Here is a 14,282-nt window from a genome sequence, read left to right on the forward strand (position 1 = left end):
GTACGAACCGCATTAACGGAGCTTCGCGAGTGGACGACGCACGGGAATGGGACCCGGACCTATTGCGGCTGCGCCGGGCCGTGGAGAGCACGTCTCCTGCACGCCCTCCGGACGGACCTCTCCGGCGGTCCCCGAACCATGAGGGGAGCCCTTTGTGCAAAGAGGTACCCAGCGTTGGCTACTGACCAGCTTGGGCCGCCTCAACGGCGGATTTGATGCCCTCCAGTGCTTCCGCGAGGCCCTCGTCAACCTGCTGGCCTTCGACGCGCTCGGTGTGCAGTTCCACTGAGAGCCGGGAGTGGTGGGCGTCGTCTCCGGCGGCGACGTGCAGCCGGCCGCGGTAGTCGTGCGGGCCCGCCGCGCCCCACTCCAGGGACTTGCCTTCTTCGAGGACGTGGATCCAGGCCTCGCTCTTGACGTCCTGTTCCGGTTCGCCGGGCGGTTCGATGTGCGCGGTGACGGTGACCTTGTCACCGCCGTGCGGCTTCGCGGAGGTCAGCCGCGGCATGTAGAAGGGAAGGTTCTGTACATCGGCGAGGTAGCTGAACAGCGTGGCCGCCGGAACCGCCACGGTGATCGAAGTGTCGTAGTCACCCATGGGCATCCCGTTGCCCCGCTCCAGCAGACCCGAAACCGCAGGACGCTGGTGCCCGCCTACGACGAAAGGGACCGGCATCCGTACCCGGCCGGGTTGTAGGGGCGGGCGGGACGGTTGCACCGCCCCGACTAGCGGAGCCAAGAAGTGCACCCGTCTGGCGCAGCACGCGCGGAGGTGACCGGTCCTTCCCGCGACCACCCCACTGCTCTTGTCAACGCCGCCAGCCGTGAGGTGCGGCCCGTGCAGTAGAGGTCCGGGCGGGATGGAAGCGTGATGACGGGTAGGCGTCGTGTATGAACTCACGCACCGGCGACACCTCACCCACGGCCGACCCGGCGGCAGTACTGCACACCGCCTCGGTCTGCTGGCTCACAGCCCTGGACCGGCTCGAACGCACAACGGTGGCCGATCCGGCCATCAGGGCCCTCCAGCGGGGCATCCGCTCGCTTCCCCTGGGCGGCGTACGCGATCTGCTGCGCGGCAGGCCCCTGGGCCATCCCGTGCACCCCGTGCTCGTCCAGGTGCCCATCGGATGCTGGCTGTCGGCCTCGGTACTGGACGCCGTACCCGGCGCTCGGCACGCCGCGACCACCCTCACCGCAGTCGGCCTAGCAGGCGTCGCCCCGGCAGCAGTCGCCGGCTGGGCCGACTGGGCGGACCTGCCGCCCGAGCAGGCCCGGGTCGGGCTGGCCCACGCCGTCGCCAACGTGGCCGCGGTGGCCTGTTACACCGCCTCCTTGACAGCGCGGCTCCGGGGCCGCTCCGCGAAGGGCCGGATGTGGTCCCTGGGCGGACTGGCTGCCGTGGCCGTCAGCGGTGCACTGGGCGGGCACGTGGCCTACCGGCAGTCTGTCGGAGCGCACGCCGCAACGTAAGGGACACCTCGGGGCGCCGCTCTGCCTTGGCTCTGAGAGGCTCCGGTCGGTCAGGCGGCTCCGTAGGCTCCCCGCCCTCCCCCCGCTTCGGGGAACCTCGTATCAGGAGGAGGACGGCGGTGTTGCCGTGTGGTCGGGATGGTGCTGGGTGCGGCGCTTCGTCTTGAGGTGGGCCTCCAGGAGGTGGTCGCGCCCGCCGGCCAGCTCGTCGACGATGTCCCGTTCCACCGCGGCGAAGGGGCGGTAGTAGGTCTCGTTATAGGCCTCCACGATCTGGAACGTCCAGTGGCCCGGGATGACGTTGCGGCCCACGATCTCGCGCTCCACCCGGGCGGCCTGCTCCTCGTGGCCCGCCTCACGCAGCAGCCGGACCGCGTCGCCGAGCTCGAAGTCCGCCGTCCCGGTCAGCTGATGGAACCCGTACAGGTGACCACGGGCCCGCTCCGTGGTCTCCAGAGCTTTCGACAGCGCACCCAGAGCGCGCACCGTCTTCTCGTCGACACCGTCCGGGACCTGATGCTCCGGGTCCATCTCACGATTGCTATCCATGGAGGATGGTCTGCCCCGTGACGCCTTGACCGAGCGGCCGAGTGAGCCAAGCGGCGTAAAGGTGGACACCCCCGAGTCCCACTGGGCCAAGCACCTCGGTGACGCCGATTACCGGGAGGAGCTGGCACGTACTTCGGCACCGGCGCCCCCTTCGGCCGCCCCGCTCGACGACGTTGGTGCCAACATCCAGGGTGGGTGCCGGCACCAACGCCACGGTCACAGCGGAAGACCTTGCCCCCTTTGCCTGATGGCCGCCAGGGGAATGGCGGCCCCAGCCGGACCCCGGGGCAGCCTCCCTCAAAATCGAAGACATTGACCAATGCCGCCTCCAGTTACTCCGCGGCCGGCGCGGGCGCACATCTACCCGCAGGACAGTGGATGCATGACGTACGACGAAGGGTTCGCCAAGCGGATCCGGGAGCGGCTCGGTGAACAGCCCGCCATCAACCGAGCAGCGGATGTTCGGCGGTCTCGCCCGTACGGAGAGCAGGGCGCAGGGGCAGGGCTCCAGTCTCCTGCGGCGCACCATACTTGCGTCGGGACTCACGAGGTTCTTGCCCGTGCGCAGCTCAGTCGGAGTCCTTGCCTGCAGCCCTCAGCCTTCAACCTTCAAGTCGGTCGTTTCGGGTATTGCGGTTGCTGCGGGGCGATCCGGGCAGGCGCGGAGAGAACCACCGTGCGAGTGCCGCCGCCAGCAGTTCGCCCTTCGGGTGACAGCAGCCTCAGCGTGCGCGGCGCCGTACCGCTCTGGAGGTCCCGCATGTCAGTCTCCGCTGAATCCAGCCCGCTCGCCGCCTTGTCTGCCGCCGGCGTATCGGTCTGGCTCGACGATCTGTCCAGGGAACTCCTCGCGGGCGGAGAGCTCAAGAAGCTGATCGCGGACAAACACGTCGTGGGAGTCACCACGAATCCCACGATCTTCGCCTCGGCTCTGTCCAAGGGGGACCGCTACAACGAGCAGCTGCGGAGCCTGGGCGAGGCCGGAGGCAGCGTCGACGACGCGGTCTTCGCCCTGACCACCGATGATGTACGCCATGCCTGTGACGTCCTGGGCCCCGTGTACGAGCGGACCGCAGGAATCGACGGACGGGTGTCCATCGAAGTCGACCCGCGGCTGGCGCAGGACGTCGGCGCCACCGTGTCCGTGGCCCGCAAGCTCTGGGAGACGGTCAACCAGCCGAACCTGTTCATCAAGATCCCGGCCACCCGGGCAGGCCTGGAAGCGATCACCGCGGTCACCGCGGAAGGCATCAGCGTCAACGTCACCCTGATCTTCTCCCTGGACCGCTACCGCGACGTGATGCACGCCTACCTACGGGGCCTGGAGCAGGCCCAGGCCAATGGCCGCGAGCTGGCGGACATCCACTCGGTGGCCTCGTTCTTCGTCTCCCGCGTCGACGTTGAGGTCGACCGCCGCCTCGATGCCATCGGCACCGCGGAGGCGCTGACGCTCAAGGGCAAGACGGCGGTCTCCAACGCGCGCCTGGCCTTCCAGGCCTACGAACAACTGCTCGTCGATCCGCGGTGGCAGCGCCTCGCCGCAGCGGGTGCCCGCGCGCAGCGCCCGCTGTGGGCCTCCACCGGCGTCAAGGACCCGAGCCTTCCCGACACCATGTACGTCAGTGAGCTCGTGATCGCAGGCACGGTCAACACCATGCCCGGCGGCACGCTGGCCGCGTTCGCCGACCACGGCACCCTTCCCCCGCACACGCCCACCGTGGACGACTTCGCGGCCGCCAAGGCGCACTTCGTCGCGCTGGAACGGGTCGGCATCGACTTCACCGACGTCACCGACACCCTGGAGCGCGAGGGACTGACCAAGTTCGAGGACAGCTGGAGCGAGCTCGGCCAGTCGGTTGCCCGCGAAATGCGCGCAGGGCCGGCCACAGCGGAAGGCGAATCCGAGAGCGCCGAACTCCTGGCGATCTACCTGGGCGACCACTACGCAGCCGCCACCGGTGGCCTGGAGCTGTTCCGTCGCGCCGCGAACGCCCGCAAGGACGAGCAGGACGGCCACATCCTCGCCGATCTCGCCGAGCAAGTCGACGAGGACCGTGACGCGCTGGCCAGGCTCATGACGGACCTGGACGTGTCGACCAGCCAGTCCAAGACAGCTGCGGGCTGGCTGGCGGAGAAGGCAGGCCGCCTGAAGACCAACGGCCACCTGTTCTCCCGCTCCCCGCTCAGCGACGTCCTGGAGGCAGAGGCGATGCTGACGGGCGTCCAAGGCAAGGCAGCCTGCTGGCGCACCCTGCGCGCCCTGGCCCAGACCGACAACCGGCTTGACACCGACGACCTCGACGTACTGCTCGAACGTGCCGCGCGGCAGAGCACCACGCTGGAGGAGGTTCGCTCCGCCGCGGCGTCCCGGACGCTGGGATCCCCGACGCAGGCCGTGCGGTGACGGCAACGAGGGCATCCGCGGATGCCGACCAGCACGGCCGCGACGGCGCATCCACCGGCAGGCGGCCTGCGGGGCCGGTCCGTCCATACGAAGGGACAGCATGATGAGCGAGGAGCCCGGGGCAGTGCGGGGCGACAGGCCCGTGGCGAGTCCGGTAGCAGAGAATGCCGGGTGTGCCGGGTGGGACGATGTCGACACCCGCGCGGTCGACACTGCGCGACTGCTGGCCGCCGACGCGGTCCAGAAGGTCGGCAACGGCCACCCCGGGACGGCGATGAGTCTGGCCCCGCTGGCCTACCTGCTGTTCCAGAACGTCATGAAACACGACCCGGCCGACGACCAGTGGCTGGGCCGCGACCGGTTCGTCCTGTCCTGCGGACACTCCAGCCTCACCCTCTACATCCAGCTCTACCTGGCCGGCTACGGCCTGGAGCTGTCTGACCTGGAGGCGTACCGGACGTGGGGGTCGGCCACCCCCGGACACCCCGAGCACCACCACACCCGCGGCGTGGAGATCACCACCGGGCCGCTGGGACAGGGTCTGGCCAGCGCAGTCGGCATGGCGATGGCGGCGCGCCGCGAACGCGGCCTCCTAGACCCGGATGCGGAGCCGGGCACCAGCCCCTTCGACCACCACGTCTACGTCATCGCCTCCGACGGCGACCTGATGGAAGGCGTCGCCGCGGAGGCCGCCTCACTGGCCGGCCACCAGGAACTGGGCGACCTGACCGTCTTCTACGACTCGAACCACATCTCGATCGAGGACGACACCGACGTCTCCTTCAGCGAGGACGTGCCCGCACGCTTCGCCGCCTACGGCTGGCACGTACAGAGCGTCGACTGGACCATCACCGGCGAGTACGTCGAGAACGTGGACGCGCTCCTGGCCGCCACCCGCGCCGCCCGCGACGAGAACGGCCGCCCCTCACTGATCGTGCTGCGCACCCTCATCGGCTGGCCGGCCCCCACCAAGCAGAACACCGGCAAGGCCCACGGCTCCGCGCTCGGCGAAGCCGAGATCGCCGCCACGAAGCAGTTGCTCGGCTTCGACCCGGAGCAGCACTTCGCCGTTGAGGACCAGGTCCTGGCCCGTACCCGTCAGGCGGCGGAACGCGGCCGCGCGGCGCATGCCGAATGGGACGAGGCGTTCACGGCCTGGCGCACCGCGCATCCCGATCGGGCCGCGCTGCTGGACCGGCTCCAGTCCAAGCGGCTGCCGGACGGCTGGAGCGACGTCCTGCCCACCTTCCCCGCCGACGCCAAGGGGATGGCGACGCGCGCCGCGTCAGGTGAGGTCCTCACGGCGCTGGCCCCGGTGCTGCCCGAGCTGTGGGGCGGCTCGGCCGACCTCGCCGGGAGCAACAACACCACCATGGACGGCGAGCCGTCCTTCGTCCCGGCCGACCGGCAGACCAAAGACTGGAAGGGCGGCCCCTACGGGCGCACCCTGCACTTCGGCATCCGCGAACACGCCATGGGAGCCATCCTCAACGGCATCGCCCTGCAGAGCCTCACCCGTCCCTACGGGGGCACCTTCCTCACCTTCTCCGACTACATGCGCCCTGCCGTACGCCTCGCAGCCCTGATGCAGCTGCCCGCCACCTACATCTGGACCCACGACTCCATCGGCCTCGGCGAGGACGGCCCCACCCACCAGCCCGTCGAACACCTCGCCGCGCTGCGCGCGATCCCCGGCCTGGACGTCGTGCGGCCTGCCGACGCGAACGAGACCACCGCGTGCTGGCAGACCATCCTGGAACACACCGACCGCCCCGCCGGCCTGATCCTTTCCCGTCAGAACCTGCCCGTCCTGAACCGAAGCAGCAGCCGGTACGCGCCGGCCCTGGAAGCGGCCCGCGGTGGCTACACCCTCGCGGACACCGTCGACGGCACGGTGCCCGAGGTGATCCTGGTTGCCACCGGCTCCGAAGTCCACATCGCCCTGGACGCCCGCGACGTGCTGACCGCCGAGGGCTTGGCGGTACGGGTGGTGTCGATGCCGTGCCGTGAATGGTTCGCCGCCCAGCCCCAGGACTACCAGGACGAGGTCCTGCCACCGGCCGTACGCGCCCGCGTCAGCGTCGAGGCCGCCATCGGCCAGGGCTGGCGCGACATCGTCGGCGACGCCGGACGCATCGTCAGCCTGGAACACTACGGCGCATCCGCCGACTACCAACGCCTCTACACCGAGTTCGGCATCACCCCCCAGGCGGTCGCCGCAGCCGCCCGCGACAGCATCCACGACACCACCCGGACCCCCCGGCCCGGCGGACATCAACACACCGCGGCCCCCTCGGAAGGCGGCACCGGCGATCGCCCCTGACTCGACCCCAGGCACCGGCCGTCTGCGTGACAGGTGCTCATCGCTGGAGGCTCTGCTTCCGGGTGTGACGGGGTGAACGTGCCCCGCGCCAGCGGCGACACTCCGACGTAGCCCGAGGAGCGTTTTGATGACCTGGGGGCGCATGGCGGTGCGCCGCCATTCCGAGCTCTGGGCCCGACACGCCCTTGTTGGCTGTCCACAACAAGGCACGCCGGTCGCCGTGACCGATCGACGGTGGTCTGGGCAGTCGAAGTCGAGCCCGCATGGAGCCGTCCTCCGCACCGAAAGCGGCCACTTGCGAACCCTCGGTATGACGTCTGCGCCCTGAGAGGTCCGCCAGGATCTCTCCACCGAAAATCTAACTACTCGTCAGTAGAGTCAGCAAAGGGTCAGCATTCGTTCGACCAGACCTGACCACAGCCTGCTCCACATGGGACTCGACGTGGAGATCAAGAATCTTTCCGGCGAGCACTTCGGCTCCAGCCCGGCGACTGGAAGCGGAACGAAATGAAAGCCGCTCCGCCCGACTCACCCTCGGTGGCATCAGCGCTGTTCAGCGCATCCTCCCCCTAGGCTTCAAGCGAGTTGGGGGAAGGCCTGGGGCAGGAATCGGAGGGCCGTCGTAGCCCTTCACCTCGCCATAGCGGGTGCCGTTCATCCAGTCCTCGCGGAAGCCTGCGATATCCTCTTGGGACCTTCCGATCCAGTTCCAGAACATGACGATCTCCTCCTCGAACGGCTCCCCGCCCAGCAGCATCAGGCCCGTGTCCGAGACCGCGCGCAGGGGGAGGTCCGTGCGGCCGCAGCCGAGGTAGAGCATGGCGCCGGGGAGGAGCGGTACGCCGTCGACGTGGGCTTCGCCCGACATCGACAGGACCGCGTACTCGAAGTCCGGGTCCAGCGGGAGGCGGGTTTCCGTGCCCGCCGCCAGGGACAGGTCCGCGCCGACGATCGGGCTGTACGCGGTTCCGGGCGAGGTCGCCGAGTCCAGGGTGCCCAGGATGACCGTCGCCGTCAGGCCCGGGGCGGTGACCTGCGGGAGGTCCGCGTGGTGCTGGAAGTGCGGGTCCACGTCCCGGTGCGCGTCCGGGAGGGCCACCCACAGCTGCGCTCCGTGCAGGAAGCGGGCGTGCGGGCGCGGGCTCTCCTCGGAGTGGCTGATGCCGCGGCCGGAGGTCATCAGGCCGAGTTCGCGGGGGCGGATCGTCGCCAGGCTGCCGACGCTGTCGCGGTGCAGCACCTCGCCCTCGTGGAGCCAGCTGACCGTCTGGAGGCCCGTGTGGGGGTGCGGGGCCACCGCCATGCCCGGCTCGTCGGCGATGTCGTCGGGGCCGTAGTGGTCGACGAAGCACCAGGCGCCGACCATGCGGCGCCCCAGGTTCGGCAGGAGGCGGCGGACCTCGGTGGACTCGCCCAGTTTGACGGTGCGCGGACTCAGGAGCTCGCGCACGGGCTCGGCCACGACGAACCCGCGGCCGCCGCAGGTGGAGAGAGCGGGCTGGCGATCGAGATTGCTCATACGGCACAACTTAGTCCCGGCGCAGCCGCCGCGGTCATGGGAATGTGCGTACGGATCCGCGTGTTGTGCAGCCGGACAGAGCGACAGAGCGACGCAGCTACGGAGGGATGCGGTGGACGTCATGGGCGCGATCGGCGGGCAGCAGGCCTACCTGGAGCACGGGACCGCCGCCGAGCGGTGGGAGCGCGGCCGGCTCTTCTTCGACGCGAAGGAGTACGCGAAGGCCGCCCAGGTCCTGCACGGCGTGGCGGCCGAGGCCCCCGAGCTGCTGGCTCCGCGGCTGCTGCTGGCCCGTGCCTACTACCACTCCGCCCAGCTCTCCCGGGCCGAGCGCGAGCTCCGCGGCATCCTGGAGCGCTGGCCCGTGGAGGACTACGCGCAGCTGATGCTCGGGCGGACCCTGGAGCGCCAGGGCCGGGCCGCCGAGGCGGCTCCGTACCTGCGGATCGCCGCCGCGATGGCCGGGGACTTCCCGGAGCAGGGGTAGCGCCGCCGGCCCGGGGCGCGGTGCTGCGGCGGGGCCCCGTACGGCCCCGCCCACTCTCCCGGCCCCGCCCGTGCGGGACCGGGCCGGTCCCTCGGTTAGCCTGGGGGCAATATGAACCGTCTGACCACGCCCTTCGGCTCCTACGAGCTCGCCCGCTTCCCCGAGGACCCGCGCGACCGGCTCTTCGCATGGGACGCCGCCGACGAGTACCTGCTCCGCCACCTCGAATCCGGTACGGGTGAACGCGGCCCGGTGGATCTGGCCGGCGCCGGGCAGATCACCGTGATCGGGGACCGCTGGGGGGCGCTGACGACGGCACTGGCCGCGCACCACCCCACCCAGATCACCGACTCCAGCCTGACCCGCTCCGCCACCATGGCGAACCTGGACCGCAACGGGATCGGTACCGCCAAGGGCACCGTGACCCTGCTGACCAGCCAGGACGCGCCGCCGGAGCGGATCGACGTGCTCCTGGTCCGGGTACCCAAGAGCCTGGCGCTGCTGGAGGACCAGCTGTACCGGGTGGCCCCGCACGTGCATGCCGGCACCGTCGTCGTCGGCACCGGCATGGTGAAGGAGATCCACACCTCGACGCTGCGGCTCTTCGAGAAGATCCTGGGCCCGACGAAGACCTCCCTGGCCGAGAAGAAGGCCCGCCTGATCTTCTGCACGCCGGGCAACCCGGGTGCGACCCGTCCGGCGACCCCCGGACCCTGGCCGCTGACGTACGTCGTGGACCAGGACGGCGGCTCGGGCGCCGGGCTGACCGTCGTCAACCACGCGGGCATCTTCTGCGCGGACCGCCTCGACGTCGGCACCCGCTTCTTCCTCCAGAGCATCCCGACCAACACGGACGGGGCCCGGGTCGTCGACCTGGGCTGCGGCAACGGGGTCGTCGGCACGGCGGTCGCGGTGGCCGACCCGCGTGCGGAGGTCATCTTCACCGACGAGTCGTACCAGGCGATCGCCTCGGCCAAGGCGACGTTCCGTGCCAACGTCACGCACGAACGGGAGCGGGCGGACTTCCTCGTCGGCGACGGGGTGGCGATGCTGGATCCCGGTTCCGTGGACCTGATCCTCTGCAACCCTCCCTTCCACTCCCATCAGGCCACGACCGACGCGACGGCGCTGCGGATGTTCGCGCAGTCGCGCAAGGCGCTGCGCCCGGGCGGCGAGCTGTGGGTGGTGGCCAACCGGCACATGGGGTACCACACGCACCTGAGGCGCCTGTTCGGCAACAGCGAAGTCGCTGCGAGCGAGCCGAAGTTCGTGGTCCTGCGGGCGGTCAAGCGGCGCGAGCAGCCCCGCGGCGCGTGACCTGAGCGTACGGCCCGCCGGTCCCGGAACGTTCCGGGACCGGCGGGCCTTCGCGCATCCGGGCCTCAGCGGTGGGCGGGGAACTCCACCACCTGCTGATAGGTGGGCCGGTTCTGCCAGTTGATCTGCGGGTGGGCCAGACCGCCCACCGGGCGCTGCACGATGGAGTCCGCGCACCACTGGTTGCCCGCGGCGCAGGTCCCGTCCGCCGGATACACGGCGGCGGGGGTGGCGGCGGCGGCCTGCTTGAGCGTGGCCGTCATCGTGTCCCGGCAGCCGGCGAGCGAGCCGCCCCCGCAGTACGGCCGGGCCAGCGGTCCGGCCACCGGGCGGCCGAGGAGCGTGCGCAGGTCCTTGTCGACGTAGCTCCACCAGCCGTACTGGAAGGCCGAGCCGGCGTGCGAACCGGTGGGCCCGTGACCCGCGTTGGGTGCTTCGTCGATGGTGAGCGAGGCGCGCAGGGCGTCGTAGAGCGGCGCCCCGAGGCCGGGCTTGAACTCGGCCTCGACGAGCAGCGGCCACCAGGCGTCCATGATCCGGACGGCGTCCGCGTGCGCGTAGGTCTTCGAACCGGGCGCCGTCTCCTTGCGTTCGGTGCCGGCGGCCTGCCATGCGGCGAGCTTGTCGATCGCGGCCAGGGCGGCCGGATCGGAGACGGGTGCGCTGCGCAGCACGGCCAGCAGCTCGGGCAGCAGGTTCTCGGCGCGCAGGTCGGTGACGGCCGCGTCGGCCATGGCCTGGGTGAGCTTGGCCCTGGTCACACCGCCCGCCGCGACGAGCGGTCCGACGCGCTGGTCGAGCAGGTCGCCGCGGTGGACGGAGCCCATCCCGAAGCCGGCCGCGGTGTAGCCCTTGGCCTGCTTGTTGTTCCAACTGACGTAGTAGTCCTGCCCGATGGACTGCGGGTGCTCGGCGGGCGGGGTGTAGTCGGCCGTGTTGGCGGCCGGGTCGAAGCCCTGCCATTCGTAGCTCTGCTTGCCCTGGACGGGCAGTGCCGCGTCGACTCCGGCCGCGCGCACCGGGTTCGACCCGCTGTTGTAGTACGCGGCTTCGCGCGAGTCGGCGTAGAACCAGTTGAAGGCGTACCCGATGTGCTGGGCGGCCTCCTGGAAGGTGCGGGCGTCCTTCACGTAGGAGGGGTCGTTGAACATCTGGAAGCCGATGATCGAGTCGGCCTCGTGGCGGTACGTGGAGCGCAGCGCGGTGTAGGCCACGGGCTTGCCCGCGATGGTCGCGCGGTGCGTGACGATGCCGTAGTTCGTGCGCCACACCTGCATCCGGTAGGAGCCGCCCGGAGTGGGGTCGGCGACCGAGGACTTCCAGGTGTTGGTGTGTTCCAGCTTCTCCATGGGCGTACAGGCGCCGCGGTAGACGTACGAGGTGCTCGCCTTCGTGGGGGCGCCGCCGCCGGGCTCGCACAGCTCGACGGCGAAGGTGTCGGTGATGTCCTGGCCGGCCGAGGTGGCGCTCCAGGCGTAGTCCTGGCCGCGGCCGAGCTGTACGTACATGCTGACGCCCGCGAAGGAGGCGCCGCGGGCGCTGATGCCGGGGCCCTGGAGCTCCTGGAGCATGAGGAGTTGGGGCGCGAGGTAGCCGGTCTGCGGGCCGAAGACGGCGACGGGATGGCCGCTCGCGGTCTTCGCGCCGGAGACGAGCAGGGCGTTGGACATGCTCTGCTTCATCGGCTTGGGCGGGTTGGCCGCGGCGGCCGTCGCGGCCGCGCCCGTACGGTCGTACACGAGCTGCTCGGCGGTGACCGAGCCCGCGTCGGGCAGGGCCGCGCCCCGGGGGTCGGCCGGCTTCTGCGCGTAGGGGAAGCTCGTGCCGTCGTGGACGGTGAGCACGGCTTCCGGGTCCTCGCGCTGGCGGAAGGACTCCCAGACGCGGGTTCCCTCCTCCAGGCCGTACGTCTGCTGCGCGGACAACAGGGAGAGCGCTGACTGCACTTCGCCGCCTCCGCCGCCGCCGAACAGGCCGCCCACGACGGAGGCGAGGGCGATCAGGTCGGTGAGTTCGAAGGGCTGGATCTCCCCGGCGTTGGTGATCGAGTTGATGTGCCCGGTGAGGACGTACTCGCCGGGGAAGTAGCGTCCGTTCTTGGACTTCACGCGGTAGGCGTTGATGCCGTCGATGTACGCCTGGGCATCCTCCATCGCGAGCCGTCCGCGCTCGCCCTCCGCGGTCCGGATCCGGTCGACCTGGGCCTGGAGGTCCGCCTCGGTGTACGGGGCCTGCGGCCAGAACTGCTGCTCCAGGCCCTGGTTGGCGAGGGCGCCGCCCGCGAAGGGGGTCAGGTCGCCCCGGCCGACGTGCCGGAAGAGGTCCATCTGCCAGAGCCGGTCCTGGGCGGCCGCGTAGCCGGCGCCGAAGGAAGTCCCGTAGCGGGTGGTGCCCTTGATGTGCGGGACGCCGCTCTTCTTGTCCCGGGTGATGGTGACGTCGGAGCGCGGGCTCGTGGTGGATTCGACCTGTCCGGCGGGGACGCCGAAGGAGGCGTCGTTGAAGAAATCGTTGACCTTGGCGTCGGTGAGGCCGGGATAGCCCGCCACCAGCGAGTCGTAGCGCGCCAGTTGGTCGGAGGTGTGGGCGGGCAGCGTGCCGAAGGCCTTGTGGGCGAGGATCTGGGCGAGGGTGGCGTTGCCGCTCTGGCCGGGCGGCAGGATGTCCGCGCACTGCTGACCGCAGTAGTCGGCGTAGTCGGCATGGTCGGCGATCGGCGGCGGCACCGGGGCGCCGGCGCCCGATGCGGCCGCGGCCGGGGTCAGCAGGGCGACTCCGAGGGCGATGAGTGCGGTGGCGACGGCTGCTTTCGTGCGAGCTTTCGTCCGAGTCTTCGTACGGGCTCTCGTGCGCGTGGTGGGGCGTCGCATACGTGCTCCTCCGTGGGGGGCAGGAACCGGTCACGGGGAGGGTACTGGCAGGTGCTACCACTCAGTAAGATGAACGACCGTCACTTTTTGCCCGCACGGAAAACCCGGTTGCCCCGGGGCCTCCGGCCGGGTGAAGCTCCGTGACATGTCCCAAAGCACCGCAGAATCCAGCACCGCAGAGTCCAGTACCGCAGAGTTCAGCACCAAAGAGTCCGGTACCGCAGAGGCGGGGACCGCCCCGCGCACCCGGCGCGGCGTCACCGACCTGTTCACCGCCGGCGGCCGCCTCGCGGCCATCCCGCGCAAGGCGGCCCGCCGCGAGCAGTTGCTCGTACACCTCACCGAGACCCTCTTCGCGGCGGACCGCACGTACACGGAGTCCGAGGTGAACGGGCTGCTGCTCACCGTCCACGAGGACTGCGCGGCGCTGCGGCGCTACCTGGTCATCGCCGGGCACCTCACCCGCACCCGCGACGGCTCCGGCTACCGGCGGGCGACGACCACCCTGTAGTGGGTCGTCAGCCGGCCGTCCTCACTGATGACATGGAAGGCCACGGCCGGCGGCTCGTCCGCGTGGATGTACTCGTTCTCCCCGGACGCCGCCTCCCACGGGAGCCTCGTCGTGGACACCACGCCCGGAGCCACGAGCAGCGGCCGCCCGGCGAAGGTGGTCGCCGCGCCCGTGTGGGCGTGCCCGCACAGGAACGCCGTCAGATGCGGGTGCCGCCCGGCCAGCTCCGCCAGCCGTTCCTCACCGAACTGCCGGATGCCGTCCACGTAGGGGATGTGCAGCGGGACGGGCGGGTGATGGAAGGCGACCAGGACGGGCACCTCGCGCGACGTGCCGGCGAGCACCCCGTCCAGCCAGTCGATCGTGGAGTCCTCCAGGCGTCCCCGGTGTTCACCGGGGACGGACGAATCGCACACCGCGAGGACGAACCCCTTGCCGCGCAGCACCTGGTCGACCGGGGCCGAGGTCGGGCGTTCCTCCCCCAGCAGGCCGCGCCGGAAGGCCGCGCGGTCGTCGTGGTTGCCGGGGCAGACGAGCAGCGGATGGCGCGAGCCGAGGGCCTTGCGCGCCTCCTCGTACTCCTCCGGGCGCGCGTGATCGGCGATGTCGCCGCTCACCAGCACCGCGTCGAGCTCGTACGGAAGCCCCTCCAGGTACTCCATGACGGCGCGGGTCCGCTCGGCGGCCCGGTCCCCTCCGTCGAGGTGGACGTCGCTGAGGTGGGCTATCACGATCACGGGCGGCGGCTCCTTCGGTCCGGCGGCTGGCCCGGCATTCTATGCCCGCGGCACGAAGGCGGCGATGAAGCCGCTGCCGGCGCATGTTCTTG

11 protein-coding genes are annotated in these 14,282 nt (G+C 70.7%); 6 read left to right on the plus strand and 5 right to left on the minus strand.

Annotated elements, in window-relative coordinates:
- Window positions 1-178: 178 nt before the first annotated feature.
- Window positions 179-598 (minus strand): SRPBCC family protein, encoded by a 420-nt coding sequence (locus ACWCP2_RS10360; protein ID WP_399454342.1) that lies wholly within the window; start codon window positions 596-598, stop codon window positions 179-181.
- Window positions 599-891: 293 nt separating this feature from the next.
- On the opposite strand from ACWCP2_RS10360, the gene ACWCP2_RS10365 reads away from it, so the two are divergent.
- Window positions 892-1,473 carry a DUF2231 domain-containing protein gene (locus ACWCP2_RS10365; protein ID WP_450908157.1) on the plus strand — a complete coding sequence of 194 codons (582 nt, stop codon included), beginning with the start codon at window positions 892-894 and terminating at the stop codon, window positions 1,471-1,473.
- 102 nt (window positions 1,474-1,575) lie between these two features.
- On the opposite strand, the gene ACWCP2_RS10370 is transcribed toward ACWCP2_RS10365, so the two are convergent.
- Window positions 1,576-2,022 (minus strand): hypothetical protein, encoded by a 447-nt coding sequence (locus tag ACWCP2_RS10370; RefSeq protein WP_450908158.1) that lies wholly within the window; start codon window positions 2,020-2,022, stop codon window positions 1,576-1,578.
- 760 nt (window positions 2,023-2,782) lie between these two features.
- On the opposite strand from ACWCP2_RS10370, the gene tal reads away from it, so the two are divergent.
- On the plus strand, window positions 2,783-4,426 hold the full coding sequence (gene tal / locus ACWCP2_RS10375; RefSeq protein ID WP_450908159.1) for a transaldolase: 1,644 nt from the start codon (window positions 2,783-2,785) through the stop codon (window positions 4,424-4,426).
- Between the two features lie 100 nt (window positions 4,427-4,526).
- A complete protein-coding gene (tkt, locus tag ACWCP2_RS10380; protein ID WP_450908160.1) occupies window positions 4,527-6,749 on the plus strand; it encodes a transketolase in 2,223 nt (740 codons plus the stop codon).
- Window positions 6,750-7,302: 553 nt separating this feature from the next.
- Here tkt and ACWCP2_RS10385 read toward each other — a convergent pair.
- Entirely contained in the window at window positions 7,303-8,268 is a 966-nt protein-coding gene (locus ACWCP2_RS10385) for a pirin family protein (protein WP_450908161.1), read from the minus strand.
- 121 nt (window positions 8,269-8,389) lie between these two features.
- On the opposite strand from ACWCP2_RS10385, the gene ACWCP2_RS10390 reads away from it, so the two are divergent.
- Both ACWCP2_RS10390 and ACWCP2_RS10395 read left to right on the plus strand, forming a co-directional pair.
- Entirely contained in the window at window positions 8,390-8,755 is a 366-nt protein-coding gene (locus ACWCP2_RS10390; protein WP_450908193.1) for a tetratricopeptide repeat protein, read from the plus strand.
- Between the two features lie 111 nt (window positions 8,756-8,866).
- Entirely contained in the window at window positions 8,867-10,072 is a 1,206-nt protein-coding gene (locus tag ACWCP2_RS10395) for a methyltransferase (RefSeq protein ID WP_450908162.1), read from the plus strand.
- 65 nt (window positions 10,073-10,137) lie between these two features.
- Here ACWCP2_RS10395 and ACWCP2_RS10400 read toward each other — a convergent pair whose 3' ends face one another.
- Window positions 10,138-12,942 carry a penicillin acylase family protein gene (locus ACWCP2_RS10400; protein ID WP_450908163.1) on the minus strand — a complete coding sequence of 935 codons (2,805 nt, stop codon included), beginning with the start codon at window positions 12,940-12,942 and terminating at the stop codon, window positions 10,138-10,140.
- A gap of 145 nt (window positions 12,943-13,087) precedes the next feature.
- Between ACWCP2_RS10400 and ACWCP2_RS10405 the strand changes: the two genes are divergently transcribed.
- Complete coding sequence (locus ACWCP2_RS10405; RefSeq protein ID WP_450908164.1) at window positions 13,088-13,453, plus strand: DUF2087 domain-containing protein; 366 nt, start codon at window positions 13,088-13,090, stop codon at window positions 13,451-13,453.
- On the opposite strand, the gene ACWCP2_RS10410 is transcribed toward ACWCP2_RS10405, so the two are convergent.
- Entirely contained in the window at window positions 13,426-14,190 is a 765-nt protein-coding gene (locus tag ACWCP2_RS10410) for a phosphodiesterase (protein ID WP_450908165.1), read from the minus strand. The genes ACWCP2_RS10405 and ACWCP2_RS10410 overlap by 28 nt on opposite strands.
- Between the last annotated feature and the right edge of the window lie 92 nt (window positions 14,191-14,282).

It is taken from the genome of Streptomyces sp. NPDC002104, from assembly GCF_053593795.1.